Origin of the sequence: Jannaschia seohaensis, from assembly GCF_900116765.1 — a bacterium.
In the GTDB taxonomy this organism is placed as follows: domain Bacteria; phylum Pseudomonadota; class Alphaproteobacteria; order Rhodobacterales; family Rhodobacteraceae; genus Jannaschia; species Jannaschia seohaensis.
On sequence record NZ_UETC01000003.1, the window covers coordinates 429,891 to 448,536 of the forward strand.

General features: G+C 68.9%; 17 protein-coding genes. 13 read left to right on the forward strand and 4 right to left on the reverse strand.

The features are described from left to right. The first annotated feature begins 23 nt into the window (after positions 1 to 23). The 3 genes from DTQ71_RS09990 (at position 24) to DTQ71_RS10000 (ending at position 3,697) form a co-directional block, all read left to right on the forward strand. Complete coding sequence (locus tag DTQ71_RS09990) at positions 24 to 581, forward strand: Hsp20/alpha crystallin family protein (RefSeq protein WP_245947385.1); 558 nt, start codon at positions 24 to 26, stop codon at positions 579 to 581. Positions 582 to 1,155: 574 nt separating this feature from the next. Then, positions 1,156 to 2,781, forward strand: a complete 1,626-nt coding sequence (gene groL / locus DTQ71_RS09995; RefSeq protein WP_109564143.1) for a chaperonin GroEL — start codon at positions 1,156 to 1,158, stop codon at positions 2,779 to 2,781. After that, entirely contained in the window at positions 2,774 to 3,697 is a 924-nt protein-coding gene (locus DTQ71_RS10000; protein WP_211317123.1) for a helix-hairpin-helix domain-containing protein, read from the forward strand. Before groL ends, DTQ71_RS10000 begins: the two co-directional genes overlap by 8 nt. A 4-nt stretch (positions 3,698 to 3,701) precedes the next feature. On the opposite strand, the gene DTQ71_RS10005 is transcribed toward DTQ71_RS10000, so the two are convergent. The 3 genes from DTQ71_RS10005 to DTQ71_RS10015 are packed head-to-tail and all read right to left on the reverse strand — an operon-like array spanning position 3,702 to position 6,157. Beyond that, entirely contained in the window at positions 3,702 to 4,163 is a 462-nt protein-coding gene (locus tag DTQ71_RS10005; protein WP_109564144.1) for a hypothetical protein, read from the reverse strand. Between the two features lie 19 nt (positions 4,164 to 4,182). Further along, complete coding sequence (locus DTQ71_RS10010) at positions 4,183 to 5,358, reverse strand: MFS transporter (RefSeq protein WP_109564145.1); 1,176 nt, start codon at positions 5,356 to 5,358, stop codon at positions 4,183 to 4,185. Positions 5,359 to 5,392: 34 nt separating this feature from the next. Then, a complete protein-coding gene (locus tag DTQ71_RS10015) occupies positions 5,393 to 6,157 on the reverse strand; it encodes a GntR family transcriptional regulator (RefSeq protein ID WP_109564146.1) in 765 nt (254 codons plus the stop codon). 270 nt (positions 6,158 to 6,427) lie between these two features. Here DTQ71_RS10015 and DTQ71_RS10020 point away from each other — a divergent pair, with 270 nt between their 5' ends. From DTQ71_RS10020 to DTQ71_RS10050, 7 genes are all read left to right on the forward strand, one after another. Further along, positions 6,428 to 8,542: an acetate--CoA ligase family protein gene (locus DTQ71_RS10020; RefSeq protein WP_146204835.1), complete on the forward strand. Its 2,115-nt coding sequence runs from the start codon at positions 6,428 to 6,430 to the stop codon at positions 8,540 to 8,542. A gap of 48 nt (positions 8,543 to 8,590) precedes the next feature. Further along, entirely contained in the window at positions 8,591 to 9,394 is an 804-nt protein-coding gene (locus tag DTQ71_RS10025; protein WP_109564196.1) for an ABC transporter ATP-binding protein, read from the forward strand. 2 nt (positions 9,395 to 9,396) lie between these two features. Then, on the forward strand, positions 9,397 to 10,182 hold the full coding sequence (locus tag DTQ71_RS10030; protein WP_211317124.1) for an ABC transporter permease: 786 nt from the start codon (positions 9,397 to 9,399) through the stop codon (positions 10,180 to 10,182). 87 nt (positions 10,183 to 10,269) lie between these two features. Then, on the forward strand, positions 10,270 to 11,313 hold the full coding sequence (locus DTQ71_RS10035; protein ID WP_109564148.1) for an ABC transporter substrate-binding protein: 1,044 nt from the start codon (positions 10,270 to 10,272) through the stop codon (positions 11,311 to 11,313). Positions 11,314 to 11,456: 143 nt separating this feature from the next. Continuing rightward, complete coding sequence (locus DTQ71_RS10040) at positions 11,457 to 12,155, forward strand: isochorismatase family protein (protein WP_170125387.1); 699 nt, start codon at positions 11,457 to 11,459, stop codon at positions 12,153 to 12,155. A 31-nt stretch (positions 12,156 to 12,186) separates the two neighbouring features. Next, positions 12,187 to 13,371: a CoA transferase gene (locus DTQ71_RS10045; protein ID WP_170125388.1), complete on the forward strand. Its 1,185-nt coding sequence runs from the start codon at positions 12,187 to 12,189 to the stop codon at positions 13,369 to 13,371. Beyond that, a complete protein-coding gene (locus DTQ71_RS10050) occupies positions 13,368 to 14,138 on the forward strand; it encodes a maleate cis-trans isomerase family protein (RefSeq protein WP_109564151.1) in 771 nt (256 codons plus the stop codon). The genes DTQ71_RS10045 and DTQ71_RS10050 overlap by 4 nt, the downstream gene beginning before the upstream one ends. A gap of 25 nt (positions 14,139 to 14,163) precedes the next feature. Here DTQ71_RS10050 and DTQ71_RS10055 read toward each other — a convergent pair whose 3' ends face one another. Next, complete coding sequence (locus tag DTQ71_RS10055) at positions 14,164 to 14,847, reverse strand: SDR family NAD(P)-dependent oxidoreductase (protein WP_245947386.1); 684 nt, start codon at positions 14,845 to 14,847, stop codon at positions 14,164 to 14,166. Positions 14,848 to 14,970: 123 nt separating this feature from the next. Here DTQ71_RS10055 and DTQ71_RS23150 point away from each other — a divergent pair, with 123 nt between their 5' ends. From DTQ71_RS23150 to DTQ71_RS10070, 3 genes are read left to right on the forward strand one after another with little or no spacing between them, the layout of a single operon-like run. Further along, positions 14,971 to 15,699 (forward strand): carboxymuconolactone decarboxylase family protein, encoded by a 729-nt coding sequence (locus DTQ71_RS23150; RefSeq protein ID WP_146204836.1) that lies wholly within the window; start codon positions 14,971 to 14,973, stop codon positions 15,697 to 15,699. Continuing rightward, on the forward strand, positions 15,696 to 17,318 hold the full coding sequence (locus DTQ71_RS10065) for a GMC family oxidoreductase (RefSeq protein ID WP_170125389.1): 1,623 nt from the start codon (positions 15,696 to 15,698) through the stop codon (positions 17,316 to 17,318). Before DTQ71_RS23150 ends, DTQ71_RS10065 begins: the two co-directional genes overlap by 4 nt. Next, positions 17,315 to 18,646: an amidase gene (locus tag DTQ71_RS10070; protein WP_109564154.1), complete on the forward strand. Its 1,332-nt coding sequence runs from the start codon at positions 17,315 to 17,317 to the stop codon at positions 18,644 to 18,646. Before DTQ71_RS10065 ends, DTQ71_RS10070 begins: the two co-directional genes overlap by 4 nt.

Here is an 18,646-nt window from a genome sequence, read left to right on the forward strand (position 1 = left end):
ATAAAAGATCCCCTTGTCCGCGCATGCGCGCGCTTTCAGCGGAGGAACATCAAGCGATGAGCAAGAAGAAGTCCGAAATTGACGTGCGCAAGGAGCCGGCGCCCGCGTCTGTCGAAGGCTGGCCGTCGATGACCTCGCTGCGTAACGAGATCGACCGCCTGTTCGACGATTTCGGGGCCGGTCGCTGGCGCGAGCCGCTTTCGCGCCGGATGCATGCGCTTCTGCCGGCCAGCGCGGATTGGCCGCTGCAACCCGCGACCGAATTCGTGGAATGCGATGGCGAGTATCGGCTGACGGCCGAGCTGCCGGGCATGACCGCCGAAGATATCGACATCAAGCTGAGCGACGGAACGATCTCCGTTCGCGGCGAAAAGTCCGAAGAAAAGAAGGAGGAGAAAGAGGACTATCTCGTCAGCGAGCGCCGCTATGGGGCGTTCCACCGCACCCTCTCCGTGCCGTCGGGGATCGATGCCGACGGCGTGAAGGCCGAATTCGCCAATGGTGTCCTGACCGTGACGCTGCCGAAAACCCAGGAAGCCAAACAGAAGGAGCGCAAGATCAAGGTGAGTACCGCCGCCTGAGCCCTGCGTCTCCCCAATTGTTCCGGCGCCTCCGGCCCCAAGGAGGCGCGGACTCGCCCCGGCAGCCTCGTCCCCGTAATTTTCGCTGCCGGGGCACCTCTTTCGCCGCTTGCGGACCTCTGTACCGCGAGCCGCGAAGCTGACGGGCCAGCTTGGCCCGAATGCCGTCGCCGCGTCGATGTCGCGGCTCCGCGGCGACTCGGCACGGATGTCTCTGCCCAATCTCTCGCTGAACCTCCGAGGCGGGACGGACACATGCGAGCCAGCCTGGTGCCGGAAATCGACGGCCGCTCTTCTGTGCTCCAGGGCAAAGCGGCGCTGCAATGCGCCTCCGGCGGCCAAAGTCTTCACGCGGGGAGGCCCCAAGCGATCGCGTTGAGGCGCGCATGGTCGGGCGTGCCGGCGTATAGCGAGGCGGCCCGTCTCCTTGACCGTCATCAATGAAGCGGAATCCGCCCTCCCTAAAGTCGGATCACAGCATATCCCGAACTGGCGTTCGGCCCGCACAAGGCTGCGATTCAGCGGTCCGTCTGTTGCGGAGCGCGTGTCGGACGAAGTCGAATGAGAGGGCACAATGACCTATACGAAACTGCTCTTTCGCTCGGAGGCCCGCGAGAGCCTTCTTCGGGGCACGGGGGCGCTGGCGGATGCGGTCCGCCTGACACTCGGACCGCGCTCAAAGTCCGTTCTGATCCAGAAGAGCTTCGGCGCCCCCCTCGTCTGCGACGATGGCGTGACGATCGCGAAGCAGTTCCGGCTGAAGGTGCCCGAAGAGGATATGGGCGCGCAACTGCTGCGCCAAGCGGCGGAAATGACCGGCGACGCCGTGGGCGACGGAACGACCACGTCGACCATCCTCGCCCATGCGCTTTTCGCGGACGGTGTGCGCAATGTGACCGCCGGTGCGTCGGCCGTCGATCTGAGGCGCGGCTTCGAGGACGGCCTGGCCGCCGCGGTCGAGGTCCTGCGCGATCTGTCGCGGCCGGTGGCCTCGGTCAAGGAGAAGCGGCAGGTGGCTGCAATCTCGGCCCATGGGGATCAGGAGATCGGAAACCTCGTGGCCGAGGCCATGGAGAAAGTCGGCGACGACGGCGCCATCATGGTCGAGGATTCGCGCACGACCGAGACCGTCCTAGAGGTGGTGGAGGGACTCCAATTCGATCGCGGCTACATCTCGCCCTACTTCGTTACGGACGCGGACACGCTGACCGCACGTCTCGAGGATCCGGCGATCCTGCTGCACGAAAAGAAACTGAGCGGTTTGCGCCCTCTCGTTCCGCTGCTCGAACAGGTCATGCAGGCCGGGCGCCCGCTTCTCATCATCGCGGAGGATCTCGACGACGAAGCGCTGGCGACGCTCGTGGTCAATCGCTTGCGGGGTACGCTCAAGGTCGTGGCGGTCAAGGCGCCGGATTTCGGGGACAGGCGGCGGGCCATAATGGAGGACATCGCCGCTCTAACCGGCTGCCGCCTGGTCTCGCCCGATCTCGGTCTGGACGTCGAGAAGCTGACCCTTGATGATCTCGGCCGGGCGACCTCGGTGCGGGTCGACCGGGAAAGCACGACGATCGTTGGGGGGGCCGGAGTGGCTGCGGAGATCGAAGCGCGTATCGCTCAGATCAAGCGCAAGATCGAGGAGACCACATCGGATTACGACCGCGAAAAGCTGCGCGAGCGTCTCGCGAAGCTGTCGGGAGGCGTGGCCGTCATACGCGCGGGCGCGGCGACGGAAGCCGAGCTCAAGTCGCGCAAGGAAGCGCTGGACGACGCGATCAGCGCCACGAAGGCGGCCGTCGAGGAAGGCATTGTTCCCGGTGGCGGTCTGGCGCTGGTTCGGGCCATCGCGGCGATCGAGGCCCTGGCCGATCAGACCGAGGGGGATCGGCGCACGGGCGTGCTGTGTCTTTCCCGGGCGCTTGGCGCGCCGGCCCGGCAGATCGCCGAGAACTCGGCCGTGGATGGCGGGGTCGTGCTTGCGGAGATGCGCAAGGGGACCGGCGCGTGGGGGTTCGATGCGGCCAAGAACAGCTTCACCGATCTGCTGGAAGCCGGCATCATCGACCCCACGAAGGTCGTGCGCATTGCGCTGGAGAACGCGGTTTCCGTTGTCGGGACGCTGCTGCTGACCGAGGCGACGATGGCCGAAATTTCGGACGAACAGGACAAGCAGGCGCAGCCGAGGCTCGAAGGCTATGTCTGACGAGATGGCGCCAAAGGTGCCGTCCGTCTCGGCCGAAGACGGGCTGATTGCGGCGCGCCTGGACGAATATGCCGACCTCATCGAGGTCCAGGGCGCGGATGGCTTCCGCGTTCGGGCCTATCGCAACGCGGCACGGGAAATCGGCGCGCTGCCGGAGCCCCTGCGGAAGATCTTCGATCGCGGCGGCACGCGCGCGTTGGTCGATCTGCCGGGCATCGGCAAGGGCATCGCCGCGGCGATTGTCGAGATGCTGACGACGGGACATTGGCGACAGCTGGATCGGCTGAAGGGCACCCTGACCCCCGAGGCCCTGTTCCGCACCATTCCAGGGATCGGCGAGGAACTCGCCCGGCGGCTGGTCGACACGCTGGATGTCGAGTCCCTGGAGGATCTCGAAACGGCGCTTCGGCTCGGCGACACGCCCGTCCCCGGGATTGGTCCGCGACGGCGCGCGGCCATCCTCGCCACGCTCGATCAGAGACTTGCCCGGCTCCGGCGCGAGGCGGGACCGGCGTCCGCCCCTGGCGCACCGCCGATCTCCCTCCTTCTCGACGCGGACGCGCTCTACCGCGCCAAGGCCGAAGCCGGTGAGTTGCGGCGGATCGCCCCCAAACGGTTCAACCCGACCGGCGAGGCCTGGCTGCCGATCCTGCATGCCCGGCGCGGAGACTGGCACCTGACCGTGCTCTATTCGAACACCGCGCAAGCCCATGACCTGGGCCGGACGCAGGACTGGGTCGTGATCTATTTCCACCAGGACGACCACCCCGAAGGCCGCGCGACGGTCGTTACCGAACGACAGGGCCCATTGGCCGGAAAGCGCGTCGTGCGCGGGCGCGAAGACGAGTGCCGTCGATACTACGTGGCCACTGACGAAGGCAGCGCGCCCACGCCTGCGGACGGATCGCCGGCGTGAGCCGTCACGGCGCGGGCGGGAAGCGCCAAAGCGCCCCGAGCTCCGCCACGAGGTCGCGCGGAAGGCCGTGGGAGCGCGCGATATGCGCGTCAGTCAGCCCGTGGGCCACGCGGCCCGAAAGGGCGGCGCGCGCCCCTTCGCAACGGTGACATGCACCTTCCCTCCGGGAGCCGAGGTGTTTCGTTTTCAGCGGATTGACGACCCGCTGCGCGATTTCGTCGGCGGCGGTGATATGCATGCCGAGCGGACGCCCCTCGATCTCGTCGGCATCGATGCTTGGGTCGAAGTCCAGCTCGTCGATGATGTCCTGTCTCAGTTGCTTGCCGCTGGTCGCGCCCTTCCGTGATGCGAATGAGGAGCATCCTGCCCAAGCCTGTGCAGGTGGCATTGGCAGCACGCAATGCCTCTGACCGGGCGTCCGGCGCGGGGTGTTCGGCGCGCCCAGCCTCTCGGAGGTGGTCATCATGGGCGCGACCGACCGCGCTCTAGCTGCTCTGCTCGTCGGGAATGCCCAGCCGCGTCGCGCCGAGGCAGAGCACGGCGCCCACGAGGACGAAGATCCCCGCGATCCCGGTCATCAGCAGGGCGGCGCTGAAGCCGAGCGGCGCCACGGCCTGCGTCAGGCGGTTGAAGCCGAGACGCACACCCAGAACGTGGCCGAGCTTGTCGGAGGGCGACAGCGCGATGGTGGTCGAGATGGACAGCGGCTGACCAAGCCCGAGCGCCATGCCGATGCCGAGCGAGGCCAGCGTCAACAGCACGACGCCCTCGACGACGGGAAGGACGAGAAAGAGCATCCCGCCCAGCAATATCGAGGACAGGACCACGCGGTTTTTGCCGAACGCCTTCACCAGCGGCAGTAGCGCCAGACGCATCACGACGCCGCCGCCATTATGCAGCCCGATGATGAGGCCGATGGCCCCGGCGGAGAGCCCGGCAGAGGCCGCGTAGAGCGGGAAGAACGCGATATACATGTCCTTCGCCATCAGGATCAGCGCGGAAATCAGGAAGGCGCGGCCCATATAGGGATTGTAGCCGAGCACATGCAGCGGATTGCCGGCGGGGCGCGTGCCGCCGGTTTCTGCAGGGGCCGGGCGGTCTTTCGCCAAGGCAGAGCAGACCGGCAGCGACAGCAGCGTCACGCCGCCCAGCAACAGGAACGCCGTCTCGAAGCTGAAGCGCTCGGCGATGAAGCCCGCGGGGACCGGGCCGGCCAGGCTGGCGAGGGCAACGCCGAGGCTGAAGACCGCGACGTTCCGCTCCCGCGACATGGCGTCGGAGGACTGGCTGCCGATGCTGCGCTGTGCGGCCAGCACGAACAGCGTCGAGGCGCTGCCCGTCACGACCTGCGACGCATAGAGCCCCGCCCGCCCGGCCAGCAGGTCGGGCAGCATCAAGCCCAGCCCCGCCAGCAGCGTCCCAGACAGAAGCATGGGGCGGCTGCCATAGACGTCGAGCCAGCGTCCCGCTCCCAGCGAGAGAAACAGGGGAAGCACGGCGAAGAGCGCCACGAGGACACCGATCTCGGAGGGGCCGATGCCCAGTTCGGTCGCGTAGAGCGGGACGAGCGGGCGCGTGCCGAGCACGCCCGCGAGGTGGAGGAAAGCAGCGATGGCAACGATCGGACGGCGCAGGACGAAGCGCTCAAGCGCCGCGTTCATCGCAAGCCGGGCCGTTGCCGGCAGAATGGGACGGTCATGGCGTGCCCTGCACCGGCTGCCAAAGCGTGCCGTCCGGCCCTTGCCCGAGGGTCAGGTTCAGCTCGAACTCGTAGATATCGGGGCGGTAGAGCGCGCGGATGCGTTCGATCACCGCGCCCGTGTCGTCACGCACGACCCGCCTGATGCACAGAAGCGGCGTGCCGACCTCGACCCCCAGCAGATCGGCCACGACGTTGTCGGCGGCCCGGGCGGTCACCCTCTGATGCGCGCTCGCGATCTTCACGCCCGCCAGTTCAAACAGCCTCAGCAGCGGGGTCGTCTCCATGTCCTCGGCGGTGAAGTTGCGCCCGATATCCTCGCGGACATAGGTCTCCGCGTAGGAAAAGGGCCGGCCCGAGAGGCTGCGCAGACGCACGGCGCGCTGTGAAACGGTGCCGGGCTCCAGTTCCATGTCGGCGGCGGCGTCGGGCGGGGTTTCGGTATACTCGAATTCGAGCACCTTCACCGTCGTGCTCAGGCCCATGGCGAGCAGGTTTTCCACCAGCCCGCTCACATCGGCCTGGACCGAGGTTTGAGACGCGGGCGGCACGGCGAAGGTTCCACGCCCGCGCTGGCGCAGGACGAGCCCCTCGCGTTCCAGCCGCTCCATGGTCTTTCGCAAGGTCACGCGCGAGACGTTATACGCGCTGGCGAGCTCGTTCTCGCTGGGCATGGGTTTGTCCGGTGCGAACTTGCGGTCGAGTATCTGCTCCCGAAGGACGAGGTAGATCCGGTGGTAGAGCGGTGTGGGATCCATCATCGACAACTGACTCCATTTTCCCTCACGACCCGTCGCCCGGAGGTCTGAACAGGAGCTGCCGGATCAAGGCAAGCCTCACCTGCGCTACGAAATATTATGCAACGAGACCCGGCTCAGAAAAAACTATTGCAAAGGTATTAAGATGTAGTCAACCTAACATTAGCACCTATCGATTGGGGAGGATTGTATGGCGCTCCAGCCTCACCAGGCTTGTGGCCGGGTCTGCCGGCATGTTGCGGGAGCCGGGCGTCTGCGTCGGAGTGCGTGGCCGTGAAGTTCGCAAGGCGCGATTCTGTGGCGACGGAGCTGGCCCAGGCGATTTTCGCGCCTCGGTCGGTTGCGCTGGTCGGTGCGTCCTCGAACCCGGCGAAGAATACGGCGCGGCCGCTGCGCTACTTGCGCAAGCATGGCTATGAGGGGCGGATCTTCCCGATCAATCCTGGCGCCGAGGTGATAGACGGTGTCCGCGCATGGCCTTCGCTGGCCGACGCGCCTGCGGAGATCGACCACGCCTTCATCATGGTCGGGGCCGACGCGGTCGAGGAGTCGGTCCGCGCCTGCGCCGATCGGGGCATCCGCTGCGCCACGATCCTCAGCGACGGCTTTGCTGAAGCCGGGCCGGAGGGCGTCGCCCGCCAGGAGGCGGTCGCGCGCGCGGCGGGGGAGGGCGGGGTCCGACTTCTGGGTCCGAACTCCATCGGAGTGATCGACACGGCGGGTTTTGCGTGCAGCGCCAACGCGGCGCTCGCCATGGAGACGCTGCCGCGCGGCCGCTACGGGGTCATTTCCCAGAGCGGCAGCATGATCGGTGCGCTGCTGTCGCAAGGGGCCGCGCGCGGGATCGGGTTTTCCAGCCTCGTTTCGGTCGGCAACGAGATCGACCTGACCGTGGGGGAGATCGGCGAGGCGATGCTCTCCGATCCGCGCTGCGAGGCGATCCTGCTGTTTCTCGAAGCGATCCGGGACCGCGCCGCGCTGGCCCGCTTCGCCCGCTCGGCCGAGGCGGCGGGCAAGCCGGTGCTGGCCTATAAGCTCGGCCGGTCCAAGGCGGGGCAGGCGCTGGCGGCGACGCATACGGGCGCGCTTGCCGGCAATGACGCGCAGGCCGACGCGCTCCTGGCGCATCTCGGCATCGCGCGGGTGCGGATCCTTGAGACGCTGTTCGAGGCGCCGCCGCTCTTTCTGGGCTCGGGGCAACCCGAGGGCCGGCGCGTTGCGGTCGTGTCGACGACCGGTGGCGGCGGGGCGATGGTGGTCGATGCGCTGGCCTCGTTGGGGATGGAGATGGCGCCGCCCCTGCCGGAGGTCGCCGCGATCCTGGCCGAGCACGGCGTGGGGGGCAGCCCGGCGGGCCTGATCGACCTGACCCTGGCCGGGACGCGCCCGGCGCTTGTCCGCGCGGTGATCGAGGCCCTTCAGGCCAGCGACGCGGTGGACGCGATCGCCATGGTGATCGGGTCCTCCTCGCAGTTTCACCCGGAACTCGCGGTCGCGCCGCTCCGCGGGTTTGCCCAGAGCGCCAAGCCCCTCGGTGTGTATCTCGTGCCAGCGGCCGAGGACTCCCGGCGGCTGCTCACGGAGGAAGGGCTGGCTGTCTTCCGCACCGCCGAGTCCTGTGCCGAGGGGCTGCGCGCGCGGCTGGAGCGCCGCCCGCCGCCGCCCGAGGCCGCGCCCGACCCGGCGCTTGCGACGGCCGTCCACGCTGTCTTCGACGAAGCCGAAGCGACGACGCTCGACGAGGTGCAGGCCCGACGGGTCTGCGATCTGCTGGGGATCGAAGGCCCCGAGGGCGGGCTCGCGCGCTCCGCCGCCGAAGCGGGCGAGACCTTCGACCGACTTGGCGGAGCGGCCGTGGCGCTCAAGATCGTGTCGCCGGACATCCCGCACAAATCGGATAGCGGCGGGCTGATACTCGGGCTCGCGACCGGCGCGGAGGTGGAGGCGTCGTTCGACCGGCTGATGGAGGCCCAGCGCGCGGCGCATCCGGAGGCGCGGCTGCGCGGCGTCCTCGTTCAGCGCATGGAGCGCGGCGTCGCGGAGGCGCTGGTGGGCTTCCGGCGCGATCCACAACTCGGCCCGGTCGTCATGCTGGGCGCGGGCGGTGTTCTGGCCGAGGTGATGCGCGACACCGCGATCCGCGTCGCGCCGGTGACGAAGGTCGAGGCGCTGCGAATGCTCGACGCGGTGACGTTCTTGCGCGCCGCGCGCGGGTTCCGCAATCGCCCGAGCGGCGATCTGGATGCGCTGGCGGAGGCGGTGACGCGCCTGTCTCGACTGGCGCTCTGCGAGGACGTGGCCGAGGCGGAGATCAATCCGCTTCTGGTTTTGGAGGAAGGCCGCGGCGTGCGGGCGCTTGATGCACTCGCCATGCGCCGTGCCGATTAGATGCCGATGGATGGAGCGCGCCCGATGCGGGGCAGGGAGGAAGACAACATGACCGATCGCGACGGATCGTCGGATACGACGCCGCTGATCGAATTCCGGGGGGTCGGCAAGCGCTTCATGGTAAAGGGCGAGCCGCTGCAAGCCGTGCAGGATATCGACCTCAAGGTGCGTGAGGGCGAGATCCTGACGCTGGTGGGCCCGTCGGGATGCGGAAAGTCGACACTGCTCAACATGGCGGCGGGCCTCTTCGAGGCGACCGCGGGCGAGGTGATCTATCGCGGTGCGCCGGTGCAGCCCTATAACCACGCCGTCGGCTACATGACCCAGAGCGACCACCTCCTGCCGTGGCGGGATGTCGCCGGCAACATCGCCATCCCGCTTGAGATCAAGGGCCTGCCCAAGGGCGAGATCGACGCCCGGGTGGAAACGCTGATGGAGACGGTCGGGCTGAGCGGGTTCGGCCGCAGCTATCCCAACCAGCTATCGGGCGGCATGCGCAAGCGCTGCGCGCTGGCGCGGCTTCTGGCCTATGACCCCGAGACGCTGCTGATGGACGAGCCCTTCGCCGCGCTCGACGCGATGCTGCGGATGCGCATGCAGATCGAGATCCGGACGCTGTGCCGACAGCTCGGCAAGACGGTGATGTTCGTGACGCACGATCTCGACGAAGCCGTGGCGATCGGCGACCGCTGCGTGGTGTTCACCGGCCGCCCGGGCACGATCGACCGCGTGGTGGACGTGCCGCTGCCACCGGATCGCGACATCCTGCAACTGCGCAAGGATCGCGCCTACCAGGAAATCACCGCAACCCTGTGGGACGTTCTCGCGCCCGCTGTCGCGATGGAGGAGTGATCGTGGAGGAGTTGAGCAGAACGCGGGTCTGGGTGCTGCGGGGGCTGTTCCTGGCCTTCGTCCTCATCAGCTGGGAGCTGTCGTCGGGGCGGCTGGCGTCGGAATTCTTCATCAGCCGGCCGACGGCCATCGCGGCGATGTTCTGGGACTGGGTGGTCTCGGGCAAGATCTTCTATCACGGTGCGATCACGCTGCTGGAGGCGGTTGCGGGCTTCCTGCTGGGCGGGCTCATCGGGATGATCATCGGCGTCTGGCTCGGCCGGGCGGAGCTGGTCGCTGAGGTGCTCGATCCGTTCATCATGATGTTCTACAGCCTGCCGAAGGTCGCGCTCGCCCCGCTGTTCGTGCTGTGGTTCGGCATCGGGATCGACATGAAGATCCTGCTGACGGCGACCATCGTGTTCTTCCTCGTGTTCCTGAACACCTACACGGGCGTACGCGCGGTCAGCCGCGAGCAGATCGCCATCCTGCGGCTGATGGGCGCGAACGAGCGTCACGTGCTCTTCAAGGTGGTGCTGCCCTCGGCGGTGACCTGGGTGTTCACCGGGCTGCGCCTCTCGGTGCCCTATGCGCTGATCGGTGCCATCGTGGGCGAGCTGATCGCCTCGAACCGCGGGCTTGGATACCTGCTGGCGGACTCGGCCGGGCAATTCGACACGACGGGCGTTTTCACGGCGCTGATCGGCATCATGATAATGGCGTTCTGCCTCAATGCCGCGGTCAAGCTTCTGGAGATCAAGGCGATGCCGTGGCGCGAAACCAACTCCAAGCGCGAGATGTCGATCTGACACCGATCTGTCCCCGTGCCGTCCAGGCACGGGCCAGCCAGCGGCTGCGAAGGCAGGCCGCATTCCAACAATGGGAGGACTGAAATCATGACTCTGCTAGAGAAGTTCGGACGGAGTGCGGTGCGTGTCGCCGCGGCGGGGGCGCTGGCTCTCGCGGCGGGCGGCGCCATGGCCGCTGATAGGATTAACTTCGCCATGCCGAGCGTCGGCATGCTCTATCTGCCGGTCTACGTGGCCGACACGATGGGCTATTTCGCAGACGAAGACATCGACGCCAACCTTCAGGTCTTCAAGGCCGGCGGCGGCACCTCGATGGCGGCGGTCCTCGGCGGCGATATGGACGTCTATATCGGCTCGGCCTCGGCGGCGCTGCGGGCGGCCTCGCAGGACACTAATGCGGTGATCGCCGGCGCGCTGATGACGCAATACGCCTCGAACGTGGTGATGCGCGGAGCATACGCGGCCGAGAAGGGCCTCACCGAGGAGAGCACCATCGAGGAACGTCTCGCCGCGCTCGAAGGCGCGCGTATCGGCGTGACCGGCGCGGGCAGCGGCACGCACCAGCTTGCCCTCTACATGCTGACCGAGGCCGGTCTCGATCCCGAGCGCGACGCCACCGTCGTCTTCGTCGGCGGCAGCCGCGAAATCCTCGCCGCGTTCTCGCGCGACCGGATCGACGTGTTCACCCTGTCGAACCCCACCAGCGACACCGCGATCGCGGACTATAACGGCTTCCTTCTCTTCAACACGGCGGCCGGCGCGCTGCCGGAACTCGACGGCCACCTCTATATCTCGGTCAACACCCGCCGCGCCTGGCTCGACGAGAACCCCGAACTGGCAAAGCGCATGATGTCCGCGATCCAGCGGGCGCAGCAGGCGATGCACGATCCCGATCTGACCATCGAAGCGCGCGACAAGGTGCATGCCGCCTATTTCGAGAATTTCGACAAGGCGCTTTTTGACAGGGCCTGGACCTCCGTGGTGCCGGCCTATCCGACCTCGCCGGCGATCAGCCGCGAGCAGATGGAGCGCGTGGTCACCTTCCTCGAAACCTTCTCCGATCGCAGCTTCGAGGGCCTCGACCTGGACGCGGCCTTCACCAACGAACTGATCGAGCCGGTCTCGAACTGAGGACACGCATCCGCCGGCCGGTCCGGCGGATGCCCTTTGCCACGGGGGATGCGCGGGCGAGCCGCCTTGGCCGCGGCGGGGCCGCGATGCGCCGCCGGTCCGGGGCGCGCATCCCCGGGCTTCGAACCGACAGGGAGACAGCGATGAACGACAAGCTGGCGAAATGGCAGGGGCAGGTTCCCGACGAGGAACTCGCGACCTACCGCAAGGGGGGCTTCGGCGAGCGGATCGGGTTCGGCGAGCGCGTGGCGCTGCTCAATATCGACACGACCTGGATGTTCGTCGACCCCGCCTTTGACATGTGCGGACGTGAGATGCCGGAGCTGATGCAGGCGGTCACCGATCTGACCGCGCAGTTCCGGCGCCTCGGCCTGCCGATCTATTACAGCCGCCGCGACGACCGCAGCCACCCGGTGCGCCGTGGGATCTGGAACCTCAAGCTGTCGGTCGCCGAAAGCCACGGCTACACGCGCGATCCGCGCGCCGACGAATGGCCGGAGGCCTACGCGCCGACCGAGGCCGATGTCGTGGTTCAGAAGAACAAGCCCTCCTGCTTCTTCCAGACCCCGCTCGAGTCGTTCCTGCGATATGACCGGGTGGATACGCTCGTCGTCGTGGGCATCTCCACCAGCGGCTGCGTGCGGGCGGCGGTGACCGACGCCTTTTCCCACAACTTCCGCGTGATCGTGGTCGAGGAGGCGGTGGGCGACCGCAGCCCGGCGGCGCATAGGGGCAGCCTCTTCGACATGGACATGAAATTCGCCGATGTCGAAAGCCTCGCCTATGTCACACGCGAACTCGACGCGCGCTACGCCCCGTCCGCCCAGGCGGCGGCGGTGTGAGCCGGGGCATGTCTACGCTGGAAAGCGGCCGATGAGCGCGGCCACGGCATCCCCGAGCGCGGGCCCGCTCGGCGGCTTGCGGATCGTCGAGTCCACCGCCTTCATCGCCGCGCCGCTCGCAACGATGAGCCTTGCGGGACTGGGCGCCGAGGTCATCCGGCTCGACCCGCCGGGCGGCGGGCTGGATTACACACGCTGGCCGCTCTCGGAGGAGGGGGCGAGCCTCTACTGGACCATGCTCAACCGCGGCAAACGGTCGGTGACGCTGGACCTGCGCGAGGAGGCCGGGCGCGAGGCGGCGGCGCGGCTGATCTGCGAGGGCGACGGCATCTTCGTCACCAACCTGCCCGCGCGCGGCGCGCTCGCCCCCGAGGCGCTGCTGGAGCGGCGCAAGGACGCGATCGTCGTCACGCTCGACGGCAGCCCCGACGGCGCCACGGCGATCGACTATACCGTGCATGCGGCCTGCGGCGCCGCCATCATGGCGGGGCCCGAGGCGTTCGACGCGCCGGTCAACAACGCGGTGCCTTTCTGGGACGTGATCGCGGGGCGCAGCCTCGCCATGGGCCTGCTCGCGGCCGAGCTGGAGCGCAGGCGAACCGGCCGGGGGCAGCACATCGCCCTGAGCTTGTCGGACATCGCGATGGAGGCCGTGGCAAATGTCGGGATCCTGCCCGAGGCCGAACTGACGGGCCAGGCCCGGGCGCGGCAGGGGAACTGGATCTATGGCAGCTTCGGCCGGGATTTCTCGACCGCCTGCGGCCGGCGGTTCATGCTGGCGGTGGTGACCGGCAAGCAGTGGCGCGCGCTTCTTGAGGCGACCAGACTCGGGGCCGCGATGGAGCGGATCGGCGAGGCTTTCGGCACGGCGCTCGACGACGACACGGGCCGCTACCGCGCCCGCCACGCCATCGCGGCGCTGGTGCAGGACTGGGCCGGCGCGCGCGATCTCGCAGCCGTCGCGCGGGCCTTCGAGGGAACCGCGGTTTGCTGGAGCCCCTATCGCGACGCGCGCCAGATGCTGGACGAAGACCCGAGAGCCAGCACGTCGAACCCACTGTTCGAGCGGATCGCGCATCCGGGCGTCGCCCCGGTCCTGACCCCGCGCGCGCCCTTTCGGATGACCGGCCACCCGGATCTGCCCGCGCGGCCGGCGCCAGCGCTTGGGGCCGACACCGCCGCGGTTCTGAGCGAGAACGAGGGGACTGAGAAATGACAGAATATGCGTATCGGGGCCTCTTCGGCCTGCTGACGCCCCAGGCGAACACCACCGCCGAGCCGGAGATCCAGATGATCTGCCCGCCCGGCATGGTGCCGCTCACCGCGCGCATGACCAGCACCAAGCCCAGCATGGAGGCGCGGCTCGCCGATTACGTGGACCGGCTCGAGGAAACGGTGACTCAATTCGCCAATGCGCCGCTGGGCGCGGTGGCGCTGGCCTGTACGGGGATGTCCTACCTTGTCTCGGAGGAACACGAACGGGCCGCGTTCGACCGGATCGAGCAGGCGCGCGGCTATCCCGTCCTGACGGCGGCCGCCTCGATCCTCGCCGCGCTCGACGTGCTGGAGGCCAGCCGTGTCGGCATCCTGTCTCCCTACGGCGACCCGCTGCACGGGCAGGGCATGGAGTTCTGGGCGTCGCGCGGGCTCGATATCCGCCGCACCGAGCGGCTTTCGGGGAACGACAAGGATTTCCACCCGATCTATGGCATGGGCAGCGATGCGGCGATCCGCGGCGTCGAGGCGATGGGCGCGGACGGGCTCGACGCCATCGTCATCCTCGGGACGGGTCTGCCGACCCTGCGCTGTCTGCTCGCCTTCGCGGGAAAGCCAGTTCCGATCCTGACCCCCAATCTGGCCCTTGCCTGGCGCACCGCGCTCGCGCTCTCCGGCGCGGCGCCCTCGCGCGAGGGGCTCGTGCCCTGGCTCGATGGGACGCAGTGGAAGGCGGGTTACGATCTGCGGATGCCGTCCGATGCCTGACCGCGCTGCGCCGCGCGGGCCGCGCCTATTGCGCCGTATAGCCGCCATCGACGACGAGATCCGAGCCCGTCATGAAGGCAGACTCGTCGCAGGCGAGAAACACCGCCGCGCCGGTCACGTCGCGCGGCAGACCGATCCGGCCGATCGGGTGTTTCGGGGCGAGCGCGGCCGTCGCGGCCTCTTGCGTGCCGTAGGTGTCGACCAGCCGTTCCGTCAGCACCGCGCCGGGCGAGAGCGAATTGACCCGGATCCCGTCCTCCGCGTGATCCAGCGCCATCGCGCGGGTCATTTGCAGGATGCCGCCCTTGGTGGTGCAATAGGCGGACCGGCCCGGCACGGCGACGCTGCCGAGTTGCGACGCGATGTTCACGATCACACCGCCCTGCGTCTTGCGCATCGCGCGGATCACGGCGCGGCTGACGAGGAACACGCCCGTCAGATTGACCCCCATGCTGAGCCGCCAGTCCGCGAGCGTCAGATCGGCGAAGGCCGCCTTGGTGTTCGACGCCGCCGCATTGTTGACGAGCACGTCGATCCGGCCATGCGCGGCGACCGCGTCCTGCACGGCGCGCTCCACCGCGGTCTCGTCGGTCACGTCGGCGCAGAGGATGCCGTCCCCCGCCTCCCGGTCGAGCCGGACGACCGTCGCGCCCTCTTGCACGAACCGGTCCGCGATGGCCTTGCCGATCCCCCGACCGGCGCCGGTCACCAATGCAATCCTTCCCTCCAGACGACCCATTGACCCATCCCTCCTCCGCGTTTCCGTCGTCGATAGGAGCCTGTGCGAGGCAGCACAAGCGGCGGACCGGGGAGCCTAGCAGGAGAGCCGAGCATGGCAGACACGACCCCGCCCAAGACCGTCGCAGACGTCGAGGAGCGGCTCACGTCGATCCGCGACAAGCGCGGCTATCTGTTGCCGCATCACGGCCTGCTCGCGGTCGCCAATCCCGCGCTGCTCTCGGCCTATGACACGCTCTATTCGGAGCTGACCCTGAAGGACGGCGTGCTGACGCTCCATGAAAAAGAGGTCATCTGGCTCATCATCCTGGTCTCGACCGGCGAGGCCATCGCGACCCATCACATCGACCGGCTGCGCAAGGCGGGCGGTGGCGAAGCCGAGGTCGCGGCGGCGCTGGCGCTGGCGGCCTGGGCCGATGGTGCGAGCCGCCACCGTTTCGTGCAGACCCATTGGGCGGCCCATCTCGACGGGTTCGACGCGGTCGCAAGCTATCGGTCGGGCCTCGCGGCGCTGATGGAGCGCCATCCCGTCGAGCCCTGGGTCGCCGAGATCGGCCTTGCCGCCGCGCATCAGTGCCACCGGCGTTGGGAATGGGTCGGCGAGCATATCGCGGGCGCATACCGGGCCGGGGCCACGGAACGGGCGATCGCCGAAGGGCTGGCGCTCGCGATGTTCCCCGGCGGCGTGCCGAATTTCGTCGATGCCTGCGATATCTGGAAGACCCTGATCCTCGACGGCAAGGTCGAGGCGAGCGACGCCTTCGCGGCCTGGGCCCGGCTGAGCGGGCAGGGCGGCTTCGACGAAGCATCCGGCGTCTCGTGACCGAGACGGGCGGTCATACGCATATCGTCGTCGGCGCCGGCGCGGCGGGCTGCGTGCTGGCCGCGCGCCTCTCCGCGAACCCCGATCTCCGGGTGCTGGTGATCGAGGCGGGGGCGGACCCGCGGTTCGACCCGATGCTCAAGGTCCCGATGATGTCGGCCATTCTGCTGCGCGGCCGCCGGCACACGGAGCGGTTTCGCAGCAAGGAGGAGCCGGGGCTTGGCGGCCGGAGGGTCGATCTGCCGCGCGGGGTGGTCGTCGGCGGGTCCACGGCGATCAACGGGATGGTCTATGTGCGCGGCCTGCCGCGGGATTATGACGGCTGGGCGCAGGCCGGGATGCCGAGGTGGTCCTGGGAGAAGGTGCGCCCGCTGTTTCTCAAATCCGAACGCTTCGCCGGACCGGGCGACCCGGAGGGGCATGGCCAGGACGGACCGCTGGGAGTGTCGCGGCCGCCGGTCGTGCCGAGCCCTCTCTCGGATGCCTTCCTCGAGGCGGGGCTGGCCGCCGGCTATCCGGCTTGCGCCGACTTCAACGCGCCGGATGCGGAGGGCTTCGGGCGGTATCACTTCACGATCCGCCAGGGGCGGCGCGAAAGTGCGGCGACCGCGTTTCTCGATCCGGTCCGCGCGCGGAGCAATTTGACCGTCCTGTCCGGGGTGTCCGTCCGCCGGGTCCGGGTCGAGGCGGGGCGCGCCGTCGGGGTCGATGTCTCCGGCCCGGCCGGAGGCGCGACGTATCATGCGAGCGAAGAGATCGTTCTCTGTGGCGGCGCCTTCGGTTCGCCCGCGCTGCTGATGCGCTCCGGGATCGGTCCGGCGTATCATCTCCGGGCGGTGGGCGTCGAGGTCGTCGCGGACCGCCCCGGCGTGGGTGAGAACCTGCACGACCACGTCCTGATCCGAGTGGGTCACGAGGCGCCGCCCGAGGCCACGCTGCATGGCCTGACCCGGGCCGACCGGGCCGGGCTGGCTTTCCTGCGGGCATGGCTTCTCGGCACCGGGCCGATGTCGATCTTCCCGCTGGAGGCGGGCGCGTATTTGCGCGGGCCTGGGGCCGACGGGCCGAACCTTCAAAGTCATTTCCTGCCCGCGCTCACCAGCGCGACCGTGCGGTTCAACCCGTTCGCGCCGCCGCCGAACCTCCGCGCGGGCTTCATGGCCAACGCATCGATCATGCGCCCGGCCAGCCGGGGCCGGCTGCGGCTGACCGGCGCGGGGCCGGGCGATCCACTGGACCTCCGGTTCAACTACCTCTCGGACCCGCGCGACATCGACCAACTCGTCGACGGGGTCGAGATCCTGCGGGACGTCTTCTCCCGCAAGCCCTTCGATCCCTATCGCCGCCGCGAGGTCGGGCCGGGCGAGGCGGTCCGGGGACGCAGGGCCATCGCCGACTGGGTGCGGCAGACGGCGGACACGGTGCACCATGCCTGCGGCACGTGCCGGATGGGGACCGATCCGGGCGCCGTGGTCGATCCCGAGCTGCGGGTCCGCGGTATCGAGAGGCTGCGCGTCGCCGATGCCTCGGTGTTTCCGTCGATCCCGTCGACCAACACGGCGGCCCCGACCATCATGGTGGCGGAGCGTGCGGCGGAGCTGATGTCGGGGGGGGAATGAGCGGCCTGCATCGGCTCGATATCGCGACGCTTGCGGGGCTGTTGCAGAGCCGCCAGCTCGGCGTGCTGGAGCTGGTCGATGCGCTGATCGAGCGGGCCGACGCCGCGCCTCACGTCCATGTCGCCCCGTGCTTCGCGGCCGCGCGGGCCACGGCGCGGGAGGCCGACCGCGAGATCGCCGCCGGGGACTGGCGCGGACCGCTGCACGGCATTCCCTTCGGCGTAAAAGCTGCCATCGATGTCGAGGGCTGCGTCACGACGACCTGTTCCCGCCTTCGCGCGGCGAGTCCCGCCACCGATGACGCGGCGGCGGTGGCGCGTCTGCGCCGGGCGGGCGCGATCCCGCTGGGCCTCGTGCACTGCGCCGAGCTGTGCCTCGGCGCCCCCGGCCCGGACGACGCCTTTCCCTGGCCCGTGAACCCATTTCACCCCGATCACAGCCCGGGCGGGTCGTCTTCCGGCTCGGCCGTGGGATTGGCAGCGGGCCTGTTCCCGGCGGCGCTCGGCACCGATACAGCCGGCTCGATCCGGCTTCCGGCCGCCTTCTGCGGAGTGGCGGGTCTCAAGCCGACCGATGGCCGCGTGCCGGCGAGCGGCGTCAGCCCGCTGGCACCGTCGCTCGATCAGGTCGGCCCGATGGCCCGCACCAGTCGGGACTGTGCGATCCTGATGGATGCGCTCTCCGGGGTAGGGGGCCACGCGGCCGGTCTCACCGACCTGCTCGACGGGCTCCGCCTCGCGGTCGATCCCGCCATGCTGGCGCTCGCGCCGGAGGCGTGGCGCGCTGTGCTGGAGGATGCGCTGGCCGTGTTCCGCGATCTCGGCGCGGTCATCGCGGAGATCGCCCTGCCGCCGCTCGGCGCCTATTTCGACTGCGCGCTGACGCTCATGCTGGGAGAGGCCTACACCTTTCTCGGCGGCGACATCGACCGGCACCCCGACAGGATCAGCCATATCACCCGGACCCGGATCCGGGCAGGCGCGTCAAGGGTCGCCCTGCTGCCGGAGGCGCGGATTTGGCGCGAGGCGCTCGCCCGCCGCACCGCCGAGGCGATGGCTGGTGTCGATGCCGTGCTACTGCCCGTGGCCGCAGGCGATCCGCCGCGCCGCGTCGGCATCAGGCCGCTGGACTACAGCAAGGCGCCGATGTTCACGACACCGGCCAATGTCGCGGGGTTCCCGGCGGCCAGCGTGCGATGCGGCCGGTCGCCGGCGGGCTTTCCGATGGCGTTCCAGGTGATGGCGGCGCGAGACTGCGACGGCCTCGCGCTGCGGATCGCGCATGCTTTCGAGACCGCCACCCCCGGCTTCGACCTTGGTCCGGCCTGA